The sequence below is a fragment of the Pseudarthrobacter sp. 902506025 genome (assembly GCF_040702325.1).
In the GTDB taxonomy this organism is placed as follows: Bacteria; Actinomycetota; Actinomycetes; order Actinomycetales; family Micrococcaceae; genus Arthrobacter.
The window spans coordinates 146,337-167,840 of the sequence record NZ_JBFBKW010000007.1; the positions used below are offsets into that span (position 1 = coordinate 146,337).

General features: G+C 68.0%; 19 protein-coding genes. 6 read left to right on the plus strand and 13 right to left on the minus strand.

Going from position 1 to position 21,504, the window contains the following annotated elements:
* Positions 1-235 precede the first annotated feature (235 nt).
* A complete protein-coding gene (gene aceA, locus AB0280_RS14270) occupies positions 236-1,552 on the minus strand; it encodes an isocitrate lyase (protein WP_366367585.1) in 1,317 nt (438 codons plus the stop codon).
* Positions 1,553-1,701: 149 nt separating this feature from the next.
* Between aceA and AB0280_RS14275 the strand changes: the two genes are divergently transcribed.
* A complete protein-coding gene (locus AB0280_RS14275; protein WP_275180978.1) occupies positions 1,702-3,213 on the plus strand; it encodes a helix-turn-helix transcriptional regulator in 1,512 nt (503 codons plus the stop codon).
* Between the two features lie 203 nt (positions 3,214-3,416).
* Here the strand turns inward: AB0280_RS14275 and AB0280_RS14280 are convergent, their stop codons facing one another.
* From AB0280_RS14280 to AB0280_RS14290, 3 genes are read right to left on the minus strand one after another with little or no spacing between them, the layout of a single operon-like run.
* Positions 3,417-4,433 carry a TAXI family TRAP transporter solute-binding subunit gene (locus tag AB0280_RS14280; protein WP_366367587.1) on the minus strand — a complete coding sequence of 339 codons (1,017 nt, stop codon included), beginning with the start codon at positions 4,431-4,433 and terminating at the stop codon, positions 3,417-3,419.
* On the minus strand, positions 4,420-5,871 hold the full coding sequence (locus AB0280_RS14285) for a HAMP domain-containing sensor histidine kinase (protein WP_366367589.1): 1,452 nt from the start codon (positions 5,869-5,871) through the stop codon (positions 4,420-4,422). The genes AB0280_RS14280 and AB0280_RS14285 overlap by 14 nt, the downstream gene beginning before the upstream one ends.
* Complete coding sequence (locus AB0280_RS14290; RefSeq protein ID WP_366367590.1) at positions 5,868-6,539, minus strand: response regulator transcription factor; 672 nt, start codon at positions 6,537-6,539, stop codon at positions 5,868-5,870. Before AB0280_RS14290 ends, AB0280_RS14285 begins: the two co-directional genes overlap by 4 nt.
* A gap of 239 nt (positions 6,540-6,778) precedes the next feature.
* On the opposite strand from AB0280_RS14290, the gene AB0280_RS14295 reads away from it, so the two are divergent.
* Positions 6,779-8,173: an MFS transporter gene (locus tag AB0280_RS14295; RefSeq protein WP_366367592.1), complete on the plus strand. Its 1,395-nt coding sequence runs from the start codon at positions 6,779-6,781 to the stop codon at positions 8,171-8,173.
* 67 nt (positions 8,174-8,240) lie between these two features.
* Here AB0280_RS14295 and AB0280_RS14300 read toward each other — a convergent pair whose 3' ends face one another.
* Entirely contained in the window at positions 8,241-8,573 is a 333-nt protein-coding gene (locus tag AB0280_RS14300) for a hypothetical protein (RefSeq protein WP_366367594.1), read from the minus strand.
* Between the two features lie 98 nt (positions 8,574-8,671).
* Here AB0280_RS14300 and AB0280_RS14305 point away from each other — a divergent pair, with 98 nt between their 5' ends.
* Both AB0280_RS14305 and AB0280_RS14310 read left to right on the plus strand, forming a co-directional pair.
* A complete protein-coding gene (locus AB0280_RS14305) occupies positions 8,672-9,295 on the plus strand; it encodes a TetR/AcrR family transcriptional regulator (protein WP_366367595.1) in 624 nt (207 codons plus the stop codon).
* Between the two features lie 83 nt (positions 9,296-9,378).
* Positions 9,379-11,127 (plus strand): pyruvate dehydrogenase, encoded by a 1,749-nt coding sequence (locus AB0280_RS14310; protein ID WP_307487854.1) that lies wholly within the window; start codon positions 9,379-9,381, stop codon positions 11,125-11,127.
* A gap of 202 nt (positions 11,128-11,329) precedes the next feature.
* On the opposite strand, the gene AB0280_RS14315 is transcribed toward AB0280_RS14310, so the two are convergent.
* From AB0280_RS14315 to AB0280_RS14345, 7 genes are all read right to left on the minus strand, one after another.
* On the minus strand, positions 11,330-12,187 hold the full coding sequence (locus AB0280_RS14315) for a hydroxymethylpyrimidine/phosphomethylpyrimidine kinase (protein WP_307487856.1): 858 nt from the start codon (positions 12,185-12,187) through the stop codon (positions 11,330-11,332).
* 51 nt (positions 12,188-12,238) lie between these two features.
* Positions 12,239-12,988: a dienelactone hydrolase family protein gene (locus AB0280_RS14320; protein ID WP_307487857.1), complete on the minus strand. Its 750-nt coding sequence runs from the start codon at positions 12,986-12,988 to the stop codon at positions 12,239-12,241.
* 35 nt (positions 12,989-13,023) lie between these two features.
* Complete coding sequence (gene tgt / locus AB0280_RS14325) at positions 13,024-14,310, minus strand: tRNA guanosine(34) transglycosylase Tgt (RefSeq protein ID WP_307487860.1); 1,287 nt, start codon at positions 14,308-14,310, stop codon at positions 13,024-13,026.
* Positions 14,311-14,349: 39 nt separating this feature from the next.
* Entirely contained in the window at positions 14,350-15,078 is a 729-nt protein-coding gene (locus AB0280_RS14330; RefSeq protein ID WP_366367597.1) for an SRPBCC family protein, read from the minus strand.
* 116 nt (positions 15,079-15,194) lie between these two features.
* Complete coding sequence (locus tag AB0280_RS14335) at positions 15,195-16,226, minus strand: DUF6707 family protein (protein WP_366367598.1); 1,032 nt, start codon at positions 16,224-16,226, stop codon at positions 15,195-15,197.
* 88 nt (positions 16,227-16,314) lie between these two features.
* Positions 16,315-16,854 (minus strand): NUDIX hydrolase family protein, encoded by a 540-nt coding sequence (locus tag AB0280_RS14340; RefSeq protein WP_110544343.1) that lies wholly within the window; start codon positions 16,852-16,854, stop codon positions 16,315-16,317.
* Between the two features lie 9 nt (positions 16,855-16,863).
* The gene (locus tag AB0280_RS14345; RefSeq protein ID WP_366367663.1) at positions 16,864-17,616 is read right to left on the minus strand and encodes a VOC family protein; all 753 of its coding nucleotides are present in this window, start codon (positions 17,614-17,616) and stop codon (positions 16,864-16,866) included.
* A 105-nt stretch (positions 17,617-17,721) separates the two neighbouring features.
* Between AB0280_RS14345 and AB0280_RS14350 the strand changes: the two genes are divergently transcribed.
* A complete protein-coding gene (locus AB0280_RS14350; RefSeq protein WP_366367600.1) occupies positions 17,722-18,324 on the plus strand; it encodes a YdeI/OmpD-associated family protein in 603 nt (200 codons plus the stop codon).
* Between the two features lie 132 nt (positions 18,325-18,456).
* A complete protein-coding gene (locus AB0280_RS14355; protein WP_366367602.1) occupies positions 18,457-20,124 on the plus strand; it encodes a glycoside hydrolase family 32 protein in 1,668 nt (555 codons plus the stop codon).
* Here AB0280_RS14355 and AB0280_RS14360 read toward each other — a convergent pair.
* Positions 20,121-21,404 carry a glycoside hydrolase family 76 protein gene (locus tag AB0280_RS14360; RefSeq protein ID WP_366367603.1) on the minus strand — a complete coding sequence of 428 codons (1,284 nt, stop codon included), beginning with the start codon at positions 21,402-21,404 and terminating at the stop codon, positions 20,121-20,123. The two genes, AB0280_RS14355 and AB0280_RS14360, sit on opposite strands and share 4 nt — an antisense overlap.
* Positions 21,405-21,504: the final 100 nt, after the last annotated feature.

The window sequence follows — 21,504 nt, forward strand, 5'->3', positions numbered from 1 at the left end:
GGAAGTTCGACGGCGGGACTTGCCTGGGTGGGGCCGGGGATGGGGAAATCCTCCGCGTGCTATCCCCATCCCCGGCGTAAGACCTCGCAAAGCTCGGTCGACGCCGGGGACAGGGCCCCTTTACGCACGCTTCCGGATTCCCCCTCCCGGCCCGCGACGGTCACGCTTTGGGCGAGTGCCGCCGTCGTGCCTCTTCGGTGAGCGAAGCGAACGGCTCACCTCGGGCGGCTGGGGATTAGTGGAACTGTCCCTCTTCGGTCGATCCGACCAATGCGAGGGTCGACGCGTTCGGGTTGAGCGCCGTGGAGATGGTGTCGAAGTAGCCGGTGCCGACTTCGCGCTGGTGCTTGGTTGCGGTGTAGCCGCGGGACTCGGAGGCGAATTCCTTTTCCTGGAGTTCGACGTAGGCGCTCATGCCTTCACGGGCGTAGCCGTGGGCGAGGTCGAACATCGAGTAGTTCAGGGCGTGGAAGCCGGCCAGGGTGATGAACTGGAACGTGAAGCCCATGGCGCCGAGTTCTCGCTGGAACTTGGCGATGGTGTCGTCGTCCAGGTGCTTGCGCCAGTTGAACGACGGCGAGCAGTTGTAGGAGAGCATCTGGTCCGGGAACTCGGCCTTGACGGACTCGGCGAACTTGCGGGCGAGCTCCAGGTCCGGGGTGCCGGTTTCCATCCAGATGAGGTCGGAGTAGGGGGCGTAGGCCTTGGCTCGGGCGATGCAGGGTTCGATGCCGTTGCGGACCTTGTAGAAGCCCTCGGCGGTGCGCTCGCCGGTGATGAATTCCTGGTCGCGCTCATCGACGTCGGAGGTGATCAGGGTGGCGGCCTCGGCGTCGGTGCGGGCGATGACGACGGTGGGGGTGCCGGCGACGTCGGCTGCCAGGCGGGCGGCGTTCAGAGTGCGGACGTGCTGCTGGGTGGGGATCAGCACCTTGCCGCCGAGGTGGCCGCACTTCTTCTCCGAGGCGAGCTGGTCCTCCCAGTGAACACCGGACGCGCCGGCCTGGATCATGGACTTCATGAGTTCGTAGGCGTTCAGCGGGCCGCCGAAGCCGGCCTCTGCGTCGGCGACGATCGGAACCATCCAGTCCTCAACGGTCTGGATGCCTTCGGAGAACTCGATCTGGTCTGCCCGGAGCAGGGCGTTGTTGATGCGGCGGACCACGGTGGGGACCGAGTTGGCCGGGTAGAGGGACTGGTCCGGGTAGGTGTGGCCGGAGTTGTTGGCGTCGGCCGCAACCTGCCAGCCGGAAAGGTAGATGGCGCGCAGGCCGGCCTTGACCTGCTGCACGGCCTGGTTGCCGGTAAGGGCGCCCAGGGCGTTGGTGTAGCCGCCGGTCTTGTGCTCTTCGGTGAGCTGCTTCCACAGCTTCTCCGACCCGCGGCGGCCCAGGGTGTGCTCTTCGGAGACGCGGCCGCGGAGGCGGACGACGTCGGAGGCTGAGTAGTCCCGGGTCACACCTTCCCAGCGGGGGTTGGCGGCCCACTCGAGCTCCAGGGCGGCGGCCTGCTCTTCGGGCGTCTGCTGGGTGGGCTCAAATGCTGCAGTCATCGTTGATCTCCTTGATTGAGCTCCGGATGGAGTAGGTGGGAACCGCGTCGTTGAGGTTCCCACCGGCTTATCCGGTGCGGTGTTTCTTTCCGTGACAACTACTTTTCAGCACTTTCAACCCCCTTTCTAGAGAAAAACTATGGAAAGAAATGCACTTCTTCACGTATTCTTCAGAAATGTCGCCTTCAAGCTGGAACCGGGACGTTTCCCAGCCACCGTCAGCCGCCGCAGCGGAACTGGACGTCATCGCGCTGGGCCGCCGCGTCCGCCATCTCCGTAAACAAGCCGGGCTTACGCTCGATGACCTGAGCGCCGCCGTCGGTACCGCTCCCAGCCAGCTCAGCCTGATTGAAAACGGCAAACGCGAGCCCAAACTGACGCTGCTGCAGCACCTCGCCGGCGCCCTGAACGTCAGCATCGACCAGTTGCTCGGGGCCGAGCCGCCCAGCCGCCGCGCCGCCCTCGAAATCGAGCTGGAACGCTACCAGCGCGGGCCGCTGTACGAATCGCTGAACCTGCCCAAAATCCGCATCAGCTCGCGGCTTCCACTGGATGTGCTGGAGGCCCAGGTGGGGCTGCTGCACGAGCTGGAACGGAAGATGAACGAGCAGGTAGCCACCCCGGAGGAAGCCCGGCGCGCCAACGGCGAACTGCGGGCCATGATGCGGGAACGCGGGAACTACTTCCCGGAGTACGAGGCCGAGGCGCAGAAGGTCCTCAAGGAGGTGGGTTACACCACCGGCCCGCTGAGCCAGCACGTCATCGCGGACATCGCCGAGCACCTAGGATTCACCCTGCACCACGTGGGGGATCTGCCGCATTCCACCCGTTCCGTGACGGATTTGAAGAACCGCAAAATTTACCTGACGCAGAGCCAGCGGCAGGACCACGACCCCCGCTCGGTGCTGCTGCAGGCCCTGGGCCACTACGTCCTGGGCCATGAAACGCCCAAGAACTACGGTGACTTCCTGGCCCAGCGTGTGGCCACCAACTATTTCGCCGCCGCCCTGCTCCTGCCCGAGCAGGCAACCGTCGAATTTCTGCAAAAAGCCAAAGCGGCCAAGGAAATCGCTGTGGAGGACATCCGCGACGCGTTCGCCGTCTCCTACGAGACCGCGGCGCACCGCTTCACCAACCTGGCCACCAAGCACCTGGGCATCACCACGCATTTCCAGAAGACGCACCAGAGCGGCATCATCTACAAGGCGTACGAGAACGACGGCGTGAACTTCCCGCAGGACCACACCGGGGCCATTGAGGGCCAGCCGTCGTGCAAGGCCTGGACCTCCCGTGCCGTGTTCGATGTGCCGGACAAGTTCAGTGCCTACAGCCAGTACACCGATACGCCGTCGGGCACGTACTGGTGCACCGCCCGCACCGAGCGGTCTGCCAGCGGCGAGTTCTCGCTCAGCATTGGCGTGCCGTACCAGCATGTGAAGTGGTTCCGCGGGCGGGAAACCAGCGCCCGGGCCAGGTCCAACTGCCCGGATCCCAACTGCTGCAAGCGGCCGCCTGCCGAACTGACCAGCCAGTGGGCCGGGAACGCCTGGCCGTCCGCCCGGGCCCACTCGCACCTGCTGGCCGCGATGCCTCCCGGAGCTTTCCCCGGGGTGGATGAGACCGAGGTGTACAGCTTCCTGCAGGCCCACTCCGGCTCATAGGAACGCCCCATCACATCCTGCCGGTTTCCTCCCGACGCCCCATCACCTCCCGCCGGTTTCCTCCCGACGCCCCATCACTTTCCTGACGAAAGTGATCGGGCGTTTGGGAATAAGCCGCCAAAGGTGATGGGGCGTTTGGGTGTACGCCGCCAAAAGTGATGGCGCGTTGCTGGATTAAGTGCCGAAAGTGATGGGGCGTTGGGTCAGCCGTGCAGGGTCCGGTAGGCGGCCGCGGCGGCGGGGTGCAGCGGAATCCCGGCCGTGTTGATGAGGCTCTCCGCGCTGAGGAACTGCACTCCCAAAGTTGACTGCGGGATGAGTTCGCCGGCGTTGTGCACCAGCAGCTGGACAGTGCGCTCCACGGTGGCGGCGTCCAGGTCCCTGCGGCAGAGCAGCAGGTTGGGAGCGCCCACCGTCCACACCGCCGGTATGCCGGGATAGCTGCCTTCCGGTATCAGGACCCGGTCGTACATCCCGCCGTACCTCCGCCGCAGTTCCGGCAGCAGCGCGGACAAATCCAGCAGTCCGAGCGCCACGTCCTGCTGCGCGCTGGCGATGGCCGCAGTGGGCACGCCGCCGGACCAGAACAGGGCATCGACGGTCCCTGCCTTCAGCGCCGCGATGCCGTCATTCAAGCCAAGATGTTCGACGGCGGCCGTTCTAGGGGAGGGGGGCGCGGCATCCGCGGAAGTGCCCAGGCCCGCTGCTTCCAGCAGCCGGGGAGTGGTAAGCGAGGTCCCCGACCCCGGCTGGCCCACGGCGACCCGCCGCCCCGCCAGCCCGGAAATGTCCCGGATGCCGCTGTCCTTCCGCACCACGCAGTGGACGTAGTTTTCGTAGACCTTCCCGATGGCGGCGATCTCCGCTCCGTCCCCGCCCGCCTGGCCGGCGGCATCGGCCAGGGCCACAGCAAAGCCCGCCCGGCCCGCCCGCAGTTCCGCGATGTTGTCCAGGCTTCCGCCGGTGGCCACGGCCCGGGCATGGCCCGCTACGCCGTGGCGTTCAAGCGCCGCGGCCAGCAACGTCGAGAACTCAAGGTAGAAGCCGCCGGGTTCGCCGCCGGCCACCACCAGGTTCTCCGGCCGGTCGCCTCCGGTGCACGCACTGAGGGCAGGCGGCAGGCATGCTGCGAGTCCGACGGCGAAGGTCCACTTGAGCGCCGACCGTCGCGGCGGCAGGGAGACAGGGCGGCCCGGGGCAAGCGCTTCACGCATTGGCATCACCGCTCCTGGTGCCCGGAAGCAGCTGATCAGACGCCGGAGCGGGAAACTCGATCCGGGCCGCGAGCCCATGCGGGGCCGCTTCGGCCAGCACCAGGCGGCCACCGTTGGCCGCGGCAAGCTGGCCCACGATCGTCATGCCCAGCCCGGTCCCGGGAACCGATGAATGCTGCGGGGACCGCCAGAATCTGGTGGCAGCGGCGGCGCGCTCCGGGGCAGGAAGCCCTGGACCGTCGTCGGAAATCTCCACCACCACCGCGCCGCCCTCCATCCGGACCGTGGCCGTCACGGTGGCACCGGGGGCGTACTTGAGGGCGTTGTTGAGGAGCTCGGCCGCCATCTGGGCCAGCTCTGCCGGGTGGCAGGAAACCAGTGCCGGGGGCTGTGGCGCCGGAGCAAGGACCAGCTTGCAGCGTGCCTGTTCTGCCAGCGGTGCTGCCCGCTCGATTTCCCCCTGGAGGACCGGGAAAGGGTCCACAGGATCCGGCGCGGGGAGGCCTTCCATGCTGCCGGCAGCCCGGAGGTACCCCTCGGAGGCCCGGTGCTCCGCGGCGGCGAGTTTGAGGACGCCGTCCAGGATCTCCTCCACCCGGTCCAGCTCCGCCATGGCGCGCTCGGCGGCATCGTGTTCACGGGCCGTCTTCAGTTCCAGCTGCAGCAGGTCCAGCCGAAGCCGGAGGGCCCCCACGGGGTTGCGCAGCTGGTGTGACGTGTCCGCGATCAGCTGCCGCTGCGCTGCCATGCTGGCGCTCACGGTCCGGGCCATCACGCTGAAGGACCGGCTCAGTTCCCGCAGCTCCGGCGGCCCGTCCTCCGGAAGGCGTCCCGCCCGGCCGGTATTTTCCAGTTCGTGCACCGCCGAGTTGAGCCGCTGGACGGGCCGGAGGACCCATACGGTGACCCGGGCCGCACCCAGCAGGAGCACGGCGGCAAGGGCAAGCGCCGCCACCCCCACCGCGAGCCACCGTTCCCGGAGCTTCTGCTGCGCGGTGCCGGCGTCCACGTCCAGCACCACGGCGCCCAGGACCTGGCTGGCGCTGCCGAAGGGCCGGAAGATCACCCGGGAGCCGGAACCGAAAGGTTCCAGTGGTTCCAGGGCGGTGTTGCTGACGTTCAGCCGGGCCAGGGACAGCGCGTCCTGCACGTCGGACCGGCCGGTATCAAGGTCCCCGGAATGAAGGGTGGCCTGCTGCACACGCACCACGATCCCTTCCCCGTACAGCCCGGAGTACGTGTCCATCTCCCGCTGCAGCCGCGCCGTGTCCCCGTCGGCGGAGGCGTCGAACGCCACCTGCGCCAGACGGTTCAGGGACGCCGCCCGGTTGATCTGCAGCTCCTGGGTCAGCTCGCGGGACGCGGACGTGAGGATGGTGCCCGAGATCAGGAAGACCACCACCAGGCAGAGCACGCTGAGGACGCCCAGCACCCGCAGCCTCATCCGGAAGCCGCCTCCACCCGGTACCCCACCCCACGGACGTTGATGATGAAGCCGGGTTTTTGCAGTTTTGCCCGCAGCCCGGTGAGGTGGACGTCCAGGGACCGGGAGGAAGCCAGGAAGGCGTCGCCCCACAGCGCGTCAAGGATTTGTTCCCGGGTGACCACCGAGCCGGCGTGGCGTGCCAGCAGCGCGAGGAGCTCGAACTCCGTGGCGGTCAGGGCGAGCGGCGAACCGGCTTTGGAAGCGGTGCGGCGGTTCAGGTCGATCGCCACGTCATCCAGCACGATGACGTGCTCCTGCGGGGTGCCGCCGCCACGGGCCGCCCGCCGCGTCACCGCTTCGATCCGCGCCAGCAGCTCCACCAGCTTGACGGGCTTGACCAGGTAGTCGTCCGCGCCGGAACGCAGCCCGAGCACCACGCTGCGTTCGTCGTCCCGTGCGGTCAGGATCAGGATGGGGACATCGGTGACCTGGCGCAGTTTACGCAGCACCTCCAGCCCGTCCATGTCCGGCAGGCCAAGGTCCAGGAGGATCACCTGGAAGTTCCGGTGGGACAGCAGCGCATCAGCGCCCCGCGCCAGCCGTTGCGGGTGGTGTCCGGCGCTTTCGACGGCGGCGGTGAGGGCGCCGGCCATGGCGTCGTCGTCCTCGACGATCAGCACGTCCATGGCCATCTTCCTTGCTGCGTTTCCTGTGGTGTCCGGTTCATCCCCGCCACGTGAGATTACCGCGTGGCGCCAGGATATGCCCGACGGAGGCCGGGCCGGCCGGGACGGGACACGCAGGCAAAACCTAAGGAAGTGTTAGGAAATGCCCCGCCACGTTGGCTGTGCGGTGGATCACCCATACCGTGGATGAGGCCCTCCGGCGTTGGAGGACGCACGTCACCACAAGGAGGAACTCACCGATGAGCACCCAACAAACCGCGCCCCTGACGGAGGCCGCCCAGACCCGGCGGGCCGTGGGCAACATCCTGAAGGGTTCCGCCGGCAACCTTGTGGAATGGTACGACCTCTACGTCTATACCGTCTTTGCCGCCTACTTCCAGGCCCACTTCTTCAACTCCAAGGATGAGCTGCAGGCGGGCCTCGAAGCGATGGCCGTCTTCTCGACGTCGTTCCTCATGCGGCCCATCGGTGCCTGGTTCTTTGGCCGGTACGCGGACCGCAAGGGCCGCAAGGCTGCCCTGACCCTCAGCGTCACCCTGATGTCGGCCGGCTCCTTCGCCATCGCCGTGCTGCCCACCCAGGACGTCATCGGACTGTGGGCCATGATCCTGCTGGTGCTCATCCGCGTGATCCAGGGCTTCTCCGTGGGCGGCGAGTACGGCACCAGCGCCACCTACATGTCCGAGGCAGCCACCAGCAAGCGCCGCGGCTTCTTCTCCAGCTTCCAGTACGTCACCCTGATCGGCGGCCAGATGCTGGCCCTGCTGGTCCTGGTGATCCTGCAGAACGTCATGCCCAAGGGCGACCTGGGGGATTGGGGCTGGCGCATCCCGTTCGCCATCGGCGGCGTGGCCGCCCTGGTGGTGCTGTGGCTCCGCCGCTCCATGGAGGAGACCGTTTCCGCCGAGCAGCTCGAGGCCGCCAAGACTCCCGCGGTTGCCGGACAGGCCCAGCCGGGCACCATGAAGCTACTGTTCACGAACTACTGGAAGCCGCTGCTGGTCTGCATCGGCATCACCCTTGGCGGGACCGTAGCGTTCTACACCTACACCAACTTCATCCTGAAGTTCATGAACGATACCTCGGGCATCGCCAAGACCGACACCTCCGTGATCAACTTCTGGGCGCTGTTCATCTTCATGCTGCTCCAGCCCGTCTACGGCATCATCTCGGACAAGGTGGGCCGCAAGCCGCTGCTGCTCTGGTTCGGCATCACCGGCGTGCTTTTCACCTGGCCGCTGCTCTCCACCCTGGCCGGCACCAAGGACCCGTTCACCGCGTTCCTGCTCATGATGGGTGGCCTGGTGATTGTCGGCGGCTACACCTCGATCAACGCCCTGGTAAAGGCTGAACTGTTCCCCGCCTCCATCCGCGCGCTCGGCGTTGGCCTGGGCTACGCAATCGCCAACTCGCTCTTCGGCGGCACCGTGCCGCTGATCGGCGCGGCCTTCCAGAAGGCGGAGCGGGAGGACCTGTTCTTCACCTACGTGACCATCGCCATCGCCATCTCACTGGTGGTCTACATCTTCGCCCTGAAGAACAAGAAGGCCACCCACCTGGACGACGAACAGGGCCACGCCTGGGAGCAGGCGCCGCAGGGTGGCGGCAAGGACAAGGACGCGCTCGGCGTCTAGCATTCGGGCGTCCCAACGGACGCCTCCTTTTGCGTGTGCAAAGTGAGGTATGGGGCGAGGAGCCCCTTTAGCGGCGCGTCGTCCGCCGGCGCACCAGGTACCCGTGCGCGGCGAACAGGCGGGGCAGCACCACGTACACCGCGGTAGGAACCACCACCATGGTCAGCCCCATGGCCCGGAAGACGGGGTGCCAGGTTTCCATGAGGGGTGCGGCCGCCATCATGCCGATGGCAACCAGCGGAAAAATTGCCAGCCAGGTGATGGCCGCGCGGACATGGATGGACGGCGGAGCCGCCGGAACTCCCGGCACCGGTGGGACTGCGGGGACCACGGGCTGGGGAGCGGAAAGGGTTGCCGGCTGGGCAACGGCGGGGGCTGCGGGCTGTGGAACCGTGTCCATGGAAACTCCAACTGATTAGTTGCTTATTGCTTCCAAAGACACTAAACGCGCACAGGTGCAATTGCAACTACCTGGTTGGAATTGCGTAGACTTATTTCATGGCATGGAACACAGCGCGGACCCAGGAGTTGCTGCTGGCCGCTGCCACGGAGGAGTTCAGCGCCAAGGGGCTCGCGGGGGCGCGGGTGGACCGCATTGCAGCTGCCGCCGGCGTGAACAAGGAGCGCATCTACCAGTACTTTGGCAAGAAGGATGAGCTGTTCGACGCCGTCCTGGCCGCCGAAATGGTCCGGGTAATGACCGAGGTGCCCATCACCGGCAGCGGGCCGGAGGCGTTCGGCGAATACGCCGGCCGCCTCTTCGACCGGCACACCACCGACGGCGTCCTGCCCAGGCTCCTGTTCTGGGAAGGCCTGGAGCGGGGCGGGGAAACTGTCAGCCGCGCCACCCGGTCCGACCACTGCGCCATCAAGGTGGGACAGGTCCTGGACGTCCTGCCCGGAATCGACAGGACCGACGCCGCGGACCTGCTGATCACCGTCATCACCCTGTGCGACGGCTGGCCGGTCCTGCCCCAGATCGACACGCTCCTGGCGGGCAGCAGTGCTGACCGGACCACCCGTCGTCGGGCGTTCATCGTGCGGACCGCAACCCTGCTCGCTGAAGCCCTCGCCGCCGAGGTGCGGGCAGCCCCCGGAGCTGCCCTGGACCAGGCCGGCTAGGAGGCCTGCCGGGGAACCGGCCGGGTGGGCGGACTATATTGGGCCATGTCAGCACACCACCACCATCGCGGGAGTCTGCACCCATGGCCAAGGAACTTGCCACCCAGCTCATCGAACAACTCCAGGCTGCCGGCGTGCAGCGGATCTACGGGATTGTGGGCGACAGCCTCAACCCGATCGTGGACGCCGTCCGCCAGACCGGCGGCTCCGCGAAGGGCGGCATTGACTGGATCCACGTCCGCCATGAGGAAGCCGCCGCCTTTGCGGCCGCAGCCGAAGCGCAGCTCACCGGAAAGCTTGCCGTGTGCGCCGGATCCTGCGGCCCCGGAAACCTGCATCTGATCAACGGCCTGTACGACGCCAACCGCTCCGGCGCTCCGGTGCTGGCCATCGCCTCCCACATTCCCAGCAAGCAGATCGGCAGCAGCTTCTTCCAGGAGACCCACCCGGACCGCCTGTTCAACGAATGCTCGGTGTACTCGGAGCTGGTCAGCACCGCAGAGCAGGCTCCCCGGGTAATGCACAGTGCCATCCAGCACGCGCTGGGGCTTGGGGGAGTGGCCGTCGTGACCCTGCCGGGTGACATTGCCGGGCTGGAGGCCGCCGGCCCCACCCCGCTGCCTGCCACCTTCCGGCCTGCCAGCCTGGTCCCGGACCCGGCCAGCGTCCAGGCCCTCGCGGACGCCATCAACGACGCCGGCAAGGTGGCCATCTTCGCCGGCGCCGGCGTGGAAGGGGCACACAGCGAACTGATGGCGCTCGCCGACCTGGCCAAGGCGCCGGTGGGGCACTCGCTGCGCGGCAAGGACTTCGTCCAGTACGACAACCCGTTCGATATCGGCATGACCGGGCTGCTGGGCTACGGGGCCGCGGCCGAAGGTATCGAGGACGCCGACCTGCTGATCCTCCTGGGCACCGACTTCCCGTACGACCAGTTCCTGCCGGACACCCGCACCGCGCAGGTGGACCGGGTGGCCCACCGGCTGGGCCGCCGGACCGACGTCGACATTGCCGTCCACGGCGACGTGCTGCCCACCCTGCGCGCACTGCTCCCGCTGGTGAAGGCGAAGAAGAGCCGCAGGTTCCTGGACCAGATGCTGAAGAAGCACGACCGGCTGATGAACAAGGCCGTGGGCGCCTACACCCGGAAGGTGGAGAAGAAGCAGCCCATCCACCCGGAGTACGCGGCGTCCCTGCTGGACCAGGTGGCCGCCGAGGACGCCATCTTCACCGCGGACACGGGCATGTGCAACGTCTGGACCGCGCGGTACATCAACCCGCTGGGCACCCGCCGCCTGATCGGATCCTTCCTGCACGGCTCCATGGCCAACGCCCTCCCGCACGCCATCGGCGCACAGCTGGCATTCCCCGGCCGCCAGGTCATCTCGGTGTCCGGCGACGGCGGCCTGTCCATGCTGCTGGGCGAGCTCATCACTGCCGCCGCCTACAAACTGCCCGTCAACGTGGTGGTCTTCAACAACTCCACGCTCGGCATGGTCAAGCTCGAGATGCTGGTGGACGGACTGCCCGATTTCGGTGTGGACGTCCCCGATGCCAACTACGCGGCCGTGGCACAGGCGCTGGGCTTCCATGCGGTGAGGGTCACGGATCCGGCGCAGATCGAATCGGCGTACCGGGAAGCGTTCGCCCACCCCGGCCCGTCGCTGGTGGAACTCATCACCGACCCCAAGGCGCTGTCCATCCCGCCGAAGATCTCCGGTTCCCAGGTGATCGGGTTCGCCACGGCCATGTCCAAGGTGGTGCTGAACCGCGGGGCGGGTGAGGCCGTGAGTATGGCGCGCAGCAACCTGCGCAACATCCCGCGGCGCTGACCGGGGTCCAAACCCGCCATCACATCCTGCCCATAAATCCGGAACGCGTCTGCACTTTATGCAAACGCGTTCCGGATTTTACGGCGAGAAGTGATGGGGCGTTTGGGTTATAGGGGCCAAAAGTGATGGGGCGTTTGGGTTTTAGGGGCGAAAAGTGATGGGGCGTTTGGGTTTTAGGGGCGAAAAGTGATGGGGCGTTTGGTCAGCGGGCGCCGCCCTGCCACAGGGCGTCGAACGGGGCGCCGGAGGCAACGCGGTTGCGGATGCCGGCGGTAACGAAGTCCTTGGCGGTCCGGGCGGCCTCCAGCGGGCTGGCGCCCTTGGCCAGTTCCGCCGTTACGGCGGCGGCCAGCGAGCAGCCGGCGCCGGATACTGCCACATCGCCCACCTTCGGGGCACTGAGGACTTCGAGGGTCTGGCCGTCGTAGAAAACGTCGACGGCGTCGGGGCCTTCCAGCCGGACCCCGCCCTTGGCCAGGACTGCTGCGCCGCTGAGCTCGTGGATGCGCACGGCAGCGGCCTTCAGCGACTCCACGTCCGTGATCTCCAGGCCGGACAGTGATTCCGCCTCGAAGTGGTTGGGCGTGACGAAGGTGGCCAGCGGCAGGATCTGCGACTTCAGGGCCTGGTCCGTGTCCAGTGCGTGCCCCGGCTCCTGGCCCTTACAGATCAGCACCGGGTCCAGGACAACGTTGGCGAAGCTGTTCTCCTGCAGGGCGCCGGCCACCGTGCTGATGGTGGCCGGGCTGCCCAGCATGCCGATCTTCACCGTGTCCAAAGCCGAAGGGGAGCCCGACGCCGGACCGTAGGCCGCCGTCGTCGCCTCCAGCTGGTCGGCAATCACCTGCTGGTCCACCGGCACGAAGCGGTGGTTCCAGCTGTCCTTGGGGTCGAAGGACACGATGCAGGTCAGGTTGGCGATGCCGAAGACGCCCAGTTCCTGGAAGGTCTTCAGGTCAGCCTGCGCGCCGGCACCACCGGTGGCTTCGGACCCGGCGATGGTGAGGACGACGGCGGGACTTGCGGCGGGCAGCGTTACGTCAGGGGTAGGGGAAGTCATGCACCCATCCTGCCACCCGGCGTCGGACGCCCGCCAAACCGGCCGGCCGGGTCAGCCCTTCAGCGTCCCGTCCAGCAGGGCGCGCAGTTCCCGGAAGTGCCGCTCCGTGGCTTCCGGGTGGAACGCCGAGGTGTCCGCCATGCTGTAGCCGTGAGGTGCCCCTTCGTAGATCTCGTTGGATGCCTCGAGCCCGGCGTCCTTGAGCGCTTCGCCCAGGCGCGCGACGGCGTCGGGGGCCATGCTCCGGTCGTGGTCCGCGTGGCCAAAGACGAAGCGCGCCCGGGCCGTGCCAAGCCCCAGGTGAGGGCTGTCCGGATCCTCCGTTGCCAGGCCGCCACCGTGGAAGCCGCCACACGCTGCCACCAGGTCCGGGTGCGAGGTGGCGGTGCGGACCGCGAGCCGGGCACCCATGCAGTAGCCGGTGGTGCCAACGGGACCCGGCGCCACGCCGTCGAGCGCCGTCAGCGCGGAAACCCAGGCATCGATGTCCGGCATTGCCTTGTCCGGGGTCAGCCGGCCCACCCGGGGGAAGGCAGCCTTGCCGGCAGCTTCCCGGCCCTCCTGGGTGGTCATGTCACCGGCCGGGGCCAACTCGGCGACTGTTCCTTCCCGGTAGAAAACGTTGGGCGCCAGCACCACGTAGCCCCAGTCGGCAATGCGCTGCGCCATCTCCTGGATGCGCGGGCGCAAGCCGAACGCGTCCATGTAGAAGATGACCCCCGGGAACGGGCCCGTGCCGGTGGACGGGCGGGCGACAATGGCTTCGGCATGGCCTGCTGCGGCCTGGATCTCGATGAGCATTTGGTCAGGATAGCGGAGCCACCCGGGAGCCACGCTCAGGAGTAGTACCGGCCCAGGGTTTCGGCCTTGAAATCGAAGAAGGTGCCGGACTCGATGGCCAGCCGGGCGTCGTCCACCATCTTCACCACGAACCGCTCGTTGTGGATGGAGATGAGGGTGGCGGACACCATTTCCTTGGCCTTGAACAGGTGGTGGATGTAGGCCCGCGAATAGTTGGCGCAGGCGTAGCAGTCGCAGCCATCCTGCAGCGGCCCAAAATCACGCTTGTACTTGGCGCCGGAAAGATTGAACCGGCCGTACGGGGTATAGAACGCGGAGTTGCGGGCCACCCTGGTGGGGGAGACGCAGTCAAAGGTATCCGCGCCGTTTTCGATGGCGGTGAAGATGTCGTCCGGTTCGGAAATTCCCAGCAGGTGCCGCGGCTTGTCCTCCGGCAGTTCCTCGTTGCACCAGCGCACGATGGTGCCCAGGTTCTCCTTCTCCAGCGCCCCGCCGATGCCGAACCCGTCGAACGGCATCGCGCCGAGGTCGCGGCAGGCTTTCCGGCGCAGGTCTTCATACTGGGCGCCCTGGATCACGCCGAACAGGGCTTGGTAGGGCTTGGCTGCCCGTTCCTCCGTCAGGCGGAAGTGTTCCTCGATGCACCGTTGCGCCCACAGCCGGGTGCGTTCCAGTGATTCCTCCTGGTACCGCCGGGAGTTCTGCAGGGTGGTCAGCTCGTCGAACGCGAACATGATGTCCGCGCCGATCTGGTGCTGGACCTGCATGGAGATCTCGGGGGAGAAGCGGTGCCGGTCGCCGTTCAGGTGGGACTTGAACCAGACGCCTTCGTCGTCAATATGGGCCAGGCGTTCCTTGCCGGGGGCCACGGCATCATCCGGTCCGGAGGCGTCCACGGACTTCATGTCGATGACTTTCTTGAACCCGGAGCCGAGGCTCATCACCTGGAATCCGCCGGAGTCGGTGAAGGTGGGGCCGGGCCAGTTCATGAAGGCACCCAGGCCGCCGGCCGCATCCAGGATGTCCGGGCCCGGCTGCAGGTACAGGTGGTAGGCGTTGGCCAGCAGCGCCTGGGCGCCCAGGTCCGCCATGGATTCCGGCAGCACGGCCTTGACGGTGGCCTTGGTGCCGACGGCGATGAACGCCGGCGTCTGGATCTCACCGTGCGGCGTGGTGATGGTGCCGGTGCGGCCCAGGAATTCCCCGTCGTTTTCCGCTACCTGAGCCGCCGTCGGCGGGCAGGACTCCGCCAGGCGGGTGCCGACCGTGAAGGAGAACTGGGATCGGGTTTCAGGCAGGGCGAAGGCGGGGTTGGCTGGCACCGTACCAGTGTGCCAGCAAACCGCGCGGCCCCCGTAAACTCAGCTGGCCGGTTCGGAAGCCGGGTAGTTCTCGGACCGCCAGGAATCCCAGGATTGCCGGATGGCCTCGAAGGCGCCGGCGCCGAGGTCGTACGTGGAAGCGATGACCAGCGAGCCGTCACCCTCCGCGCGGACATCCTTGATGGCCGGGTGGTCCGCCACCACCAGCAGCCCCTTGCCGTGTTCGGCGTAGCTGTGCACCGTGAGGCCCACCTGGTGGCTGGTCCGGTACCAGACCTTGCCGCTGATGTCCTCGCCGGTGCCGAGTGTCAATTGGTAGGGCTCGCCCGGCGCCGGGAGGTCGGAGAGCCCCAGCTTCTCAATGGCGGAGGCTTTGCCCTCGGTCAGGTGCAGGAACAGGGTGTGCCGCTTGCCGTGCGGGTGGCGTTCCAGGGCGAAGCGGAGTTGCTGCAGGAAGGTCAGCCAGCCCTGCGTGACGTCCTCGTCCCAGGCAGCCCACTCGGAGTCATGGTCCACGGCGGCGCGGGTGACACTGACCCGGGTTCCACCGGCCTCCGGGTGGAGCTCAAACGTGTCCCCGCCGTGCACGGTGAGGCTGGTGTGGTCCGGTGCTTCCTGCACGTCACTGGAGAAGTAGATCTCCTTGATCTCGGACTCCAGGTCCTCGGCCTGCCAGCCATGCCACTGGGCCACCTTGGACGGTTCACGCAGCATGGTCCAGACCTGCGGCGCGTCGGCGTTGATCACTACGCTGAGATTGTTGGTCATAGCCCCGAATGTACGCCCCGGACCTAGCCTCGGGTAGGGGCAATTTCCCATTGCGGGAAGGCGCCGGGAAGACGCCCGTAAGGCCCGCGGGAGGCGCCTCCCGGACGCCCCGCAGGTCAGGAGCGGACGGCCTCCAGCTCGTTGCTGATGCGCCGTTCCAGTTCGGACGTCCCGATGGTTTCCGAGCCGCCGTGCGCCCGCAGGAACAGCAGGGATTCCAGCCGCAGCAGCCGCCATTCGCGCTCGGCGTCATGGTTGGAGTTGTCGATGGAGCGGAAGATTTCCTTGTCGTACAGGTTGGGCTCGTTGAGCGAGCGCTGCCGCACCTTGGCTGCCATGCGTGCCTTGAACGGGTCCGTTTCCTGATTTTCGGGGGTGCGGATCAGTTTCTCGTACACTTCGGCGCGATCGTCCTGGCCGTCCTGCCGGCAAATGTAGCTGGCCAGCGCCAGGGAGGCCTCCACCGAGGTCCACCGGCCCGGGTTTCCGTCATAGGGCAGCACGGTGATCAGGTCCGCCACGGACAGTGCGCCGTCCGCGTCCTTGAGCGTGATGAACAGTTCGTGCGCCAGGTCGCTGAGGTCCTTCAGGCAGCTTCCGGACTTGAAGTTGACGCCCTTGGAGAGCCTGTCGGCCAGGAGCAGGACGCCCTCCGCATCCGGATGCGCCTCCGCGGCAGCCTCCACCACTGACTCGGGGGTGCCGGCCGGCGCCGGGATGAGGGCCAGTTCCTCCTCGCTGGGCCCGGTCGCTGCGGGCGGCGCCGGCGGGAGGGGAGGGACGACGACGGCGGGCGCCACATTGATGGGACCGGTCCCGGCGCCGGGCTGCTCCTGCGCACCGTTCCGGGGCGTCAGGGTTTCCGCCGGCGGTGCGGCCTCCGGAAGGTCCGCCGGCAGCGGAAGCTGGGTGACGTCGTCGTGCGCTCCGTCCACCACCGTGACCATGGTGCCGATGGCAACCCGCAGGGTTCCGCCGCCGGAGAGGCTGGCCAGTACCAGTGCGGGGGAGCCAAAGTCGTCGTGCTCGAGCTCCACCTGGTCGATTTCGGCAGTGCGCCGGCCGTCGGGGAGGAGGATGTGGCTGCCGGTGGTCAGAGATCCAGCCTGCTGTTCACGGTGGTGCCTGGCGGCTGGTGATTCGGTCATGGGAGTCCTTAAGTTCTCTTGCGGTCCGCCCTACAGTCTACAAAGGCGGGCACTCAAAACCGGGGACCCCCACGTCCCGGCGGGGTGGTCAGAAGCCCACGCCTGCAAACGCCAGGGCCTGCCGGATCAGGCCGCCGCGGCCGCCGGAAAACTCCATCTGGACGCCCGGGCTGAGGACTTCCTGTGGGGTCATCCAGGTCAGTTCCAGGGCGTCCTGGCGCGGCTCGCACTCGCCTGTCACCGGGATCACGTAGGCCAGGGACACGGCGTGTTGCCGCTCGTCAGTGAAGCCGGTCTGGGACGGTGCCGGGAAGTATTCGGCCACCGTGAACGGCACGGGGCTCAACGGCAGCTGCGGGAACGCCAGGGGGCCCAGGTCCTTTTCCATGTGCCGCAGGAGGGCGGCGCGGATGGTTTCGCGGTAGATGACGCGCCCGGACACCAGGGAACGCACCATGGTCCCGTCTGCGTCCGCCTGCAGCAGCGTGCCCACTTCGTTGACGTAGCCCAGCGGGTCCAGCCGGACCGGTACTGCCTCGACGTACACCATGGGCAGCCGCCCCCGTGCCTCAAAGAGGTCTTCTTCAGAGAGCCAGCCGGGATTCGGGTCAGGTGTGCGCACGTTCATGCTTAAGTTCTACCCCATGGGGCGCCGCTGGGAGATCCACACCGTGGCGGGCGCGTTGGGGCTGCCGGTATCCGGGTTGGCTACGTGGAGGGTGCTTCCAAACGCCTCCTCTATCAGGCTGGCGGTGAGGCCCGCGGCGGTGAGGCGCTCCTGCAACGGTTCCAGCCCGCCGTCGTACTCGAAACCCAAGCCTGACCTGGACTGTCCGGTGGCTGGCCGTACCAGCAGGACGCCGCCGTTTTTGGCAGTGAAGTCTGCCGTCTCGTCATTGTCCGGCACGGGCCGGGGGCGGGCGCCGATGTGCAGCAGCGTGCGGACGGCCCCCTCCGGGTCCGCGGTGTACCAGACCGCCGCAACGGCCAGGGCGGGATCTGCGTCGGCGCACTGGGCGAAATGGGCGGCCTTGTCCGCCAGGAAGCTGAACCCGTCAGGCGCGCTGATCCGGCAGGCGTCACCGTGGTCAGCAGTGACGAGTTCGGCCGGTCCGGCGCCTTCCGCCGCCCCTTCCTGTGGGGACTCCTCCTGTGCCGACAGGTTGGTGCGGCGGGCGAATTCGGCCACGTCTCCCACTTCCACCGCCAGCACCGTCCGGCCGTCCTGGCCCGAACCCGCCTCCGCGGAGTGGAGCGCCACGCGGCCTGACGCCGAATCAAAGACCTGCCACCCGCCGTCGTCCTCTGTCTGCACCATCCCCAGGGTGGTGAGGAGCTGCTTCCAGGACTCGGTGCGCGAGGTGAAATGGACGGGGCGGACTCGGAGCATGGCGTTGTCCTCAGGTGGCGGATGGATCTGTAGGGCCATGATGCCACGCGAAACCGCTCTGCACACGGGGCTTGTGGCACGGGATTCCACGGGCAGAATTAGCCCATGGCCACTGAGCTTGAGGAACTGCTGCTGCCCGATGCCGCTGCCTGGCGTGCCTGGCTGGAAGAGAACCACGGCACCAGCCCGGGGGTGTGGCTGGTGCTGCACAAGAAGGGCGGGAAGGTGACGGGCCTTGACTACGCGGCGGCCCTGGACGAGGCCCTGTGTTTTGGCTGGATCGATGGCCAGGGCCGGCGCCGGGACAGCGAAAGCGTGTTCCAGCGGATGACGCCGCGGCGCCCCCGCAGCGTCTGGTCCGCGCGGAACGTGGGGCACATCGCGCGGCTGGAGGAGACGGGCAAGATGACCGACGCCGGCAGGGCGGCGGTGGAGGCCGCCAAGGCCGACGGCCGCTGGGACGCGGCCTACGGCGGTCAGGCTGACGTCGAAGTTCCCGCAGACCTGGCAGCAGCCATCGCCGCCAACCCCGCCGCGCAGGCAATGTTCGATGTCCTGACGAAAACCAACCTGTTCTCCCTGGTGTACCGGACGAATTCGGCCAAGCAGGCAGCCACCCGGGAGCGCAGGATCGCGGGCTTCGTGGATATGCTGGCGCGCGGTGAGACGCCGTATCCGCAGAAGAAGCGCCCCGCCGGGCTGGGCTAGTGCCGGCTGTGTGACGCCCGGGATTCTGCTCCCGCGGGGCTGGCCGGTAAAATTGACGGTTCACTTGCGCTGGTGCCGTTCCCCGAACCCGGGGGACGGCACTTGTGCGTTCAGCGAGGGATTGACACCGCCATGCCCCCCAAAATTCCGGAAACTGCTTTCGCCGCCGTTCGACGCCGCCCCGTCCTGTGGGCCCTGACGGCCGTGACGGTGCTGGTGCTGGCAGGATTGCTGGTGCTGGGCGGCAACATCAAGAGGGACGGCGGGCAAGCTGGAACCCCGCAGGCCGGTACCGGGCAGAGCGGGACCGGGCAGCCCGGTGATCCGCCGGCAGCCGCCCCCGCGGACGATGCCGGCTACCGGCCCGCGTACCACCTCACCCCTGACCAGCACTGGATGAACGATCCGCAGCGACCCTTCTTCCTTGATGGCCTGTGGCATTACTACTACCTCTACAACGCCGACTACCCGGAAGGGAACGGCACCGAGTGGTTCCACGCCACCAGCACGGACCTGGTGCACTGGAAGAACGAGGGCGTGGCCATTCCCAAGTTCCGCAACGGCCTGGGCGACATCGAAACCGGGTCCGCGGTGGTGGACACCGAGGGGACAGCCGGATTCGGCAAGGGGGCCGTGATCGCCGTCCTCACCCAGCAGCACGACGGTGTCCAGCGCCAGTCCCTGTTCTACTCGACCGACAAGGGCTACAGCTTCCAGGCCTACGGGCAGAACCCGGTGATGGAGAACCCCGGCGCCGAGCATTGGCGGGACCCCAGGATCATTCGGGACGAGGCCACCAACCAATGGCTCATGCTGCTCGCGGAGGGCCACAAGATCGGCTTCTACACCTCCAAGGACCTCAAGCAGTGGACCTACGTGTCCGGCTTCGAGCAGGAGGGGCTGGGAATCCTCGAGTGCCCGGACTTCTTCCAGATGGACGTCGACGGCGACCCCGCCAAACGGACGTGGGTCCTGGCTGCGAGCGCCAACGGGTCCGGGGAGGGCCGCACCACCGGCGTGGCCTACTGGACCGGCAGCTTCGACGGAAAGGCCTTCACTCCGGACGGCGGCCACCAGTGGCTGGACGGCGGCCCGGACTTCTACGCGGCCGTCACCTGGGATGACCCGCGGCTGGACGATGCGCAGCGGAAGGCGTCCCGCCACGCCATCGGCTGGATGAACAACTGGACCTACGCCCGGCAGCTCCCCACCGGCGACTGGTACGGGTCCGCCTCCGTGGTGCGGGATATCAGGCTGGCGTCCGACGGCGGCCGGCCGGCCCTGGTGTCCTCGCCCACCGCCGCGCTCCAGTCCCTGGAAGGGGAACCGGTCCAGGTGCCCGGCGGGAGCATTGGTGACGGCCTGGCACTCCCGGTTCCTGACAGTGGCGCCTTCAAGGCCGACGTCGAGCTGGACAGGCCCGCGGATGGGACGGGGGAGGCGCGGCTGCTGCTGCAAAGCGGCGGCACCACCTACGCCACCGTGGGCTACGATTTCGCGGCCGGCCGGGCCTTCGTGGACCGCGGCGGTGATGCGGCGGCCGGCGGGAGCGGCCTGGCAGACCGGGCGGACGCCCGCGGCGAATACCGGCAGGCGCGGTCGGTGGATGCGCGGCCCGCCGGGGACTCCGTCCGCCTCACCGTCTACGTGGACCGGTCCTCAGTGGAGGTCTTCGTGGACGGACAAGCCCTGACCTCGCTGGTGTTTCCGCCGGCGGGACCCAGGGAAGTGCGGCTTGCGGCCGACGGTGCCGTGTCCCTCCGGCACGGCACCGTCACGCCGCTGGCCGGCATCCGCTAGGCGCTGGCCGCGGCGGTGACCGCCGCCGCTGCCTCCAGCGTCATCCACGCCTGGAGCTGGGTGGAAAGTTCGACGGCGGCGCCCGGCGGATACGCAGCGGCCGCCGGTTGGGCGGCGTGCAGCGAAAAGATGCTCTTGCCTTCCCGCCCGGCCCCCGCTTCACCCGGCCCCACGGGGCGCCGGCCGGACCAGAACGCGTCAGCGGTGTCCGTCACCAGCCGCGCAGCCGTGGCGCGGGTGGCGTCCGGAAGCCGGCGGTCTGCTGCGGCGAGCGCCAGGTAACGGCAGAGGATCCCGGTGAAGAGGCCGCCGTCGCCCGTTCCCTCACAGCGCAGCACGGAGCCGGAACCGGGGCCGGAACTGTCCGCCGGGACGGTCAGCAGCCGCTGCACCGCGTCCACCAGGACCGCGGCCCGCGCCAGGTTCGCCTCGCCCCCGAGCTCGAGGAGCGCACCCAGCACCGGGCCCTGGTTGTAGGTGTACACCGCACGTTCCAGCACAACCTCTCCGGCGGGATTCAGGCGTGCACCGTCAAGGTAGAGGGCCTGGTCCGCGTCAAAGAGCGTGGCGTCCAGCCAGTCCAGCAGCGCCTGGGCCTTGGCGTGCTGGCCGGTGCGGGCATAGAACAGGGCCACCGGCGCCGTGGCGGGAGTGTTCTTGAAGTCCCGTTTCTTGCTCCAGAACGTCCCGCCGCCCAGGTCGTCGGTGCACGCGGCGTCGAACTGCAGCGCCAGCGACGCACGGACCACCGCGTTGCGGCGGCGGCCCGGACGCCGGGTCTCCTCAGCCAGGCTGTCCAGCCGAAGGGTGGCCAGGGCAAGCCACGCCATGTCGTCGTAATAGCTGTTCACGAAGGTCAGGGCGTTGCGGAGCCTGATCCCGGTGACCAGCCGTGAGGCCAGGTGCCCTGCGCTGGGCCGGCCCGGGCCGTTGAACCGGGCCGCGGGGGTGGCACCGCCGCCAAGTTCCCGCCGCCCGGTGTCCACCAGGCAGTCAACGTAATGCGCCTGCCACCAGTAATGCCAGGGGAGGGCCAGGGACGCGGCCGGCCGCATCCGGCGGAGCGCGGCACGCCACCGCGGCCCCGGCTGGGTGCCGGGCTCCTGCGCCGGCGTTGAGGGGGTGGGCTGACCGGCCGCATGCCGGCCCTGCCACAGCACGGCGCCCAGGTGGGTTCCGGGCAGGAACAGCAGTTTCCGGCCGAACAGGGCGGTCACGGAACGGGCCGCGTGGTTCGCCCGGTCCTGCCAGATGGTGGGGGAGGTGCTGCTGGACGTCATGCCGTCCACCCTAACCGGGCCGCCGGAGCCGGGAGGGCAGGGAACCGGGGGTGCGTGCGGCGGCGCCGGATTTCAGTTAACATGCATTAACTGTTGCCCA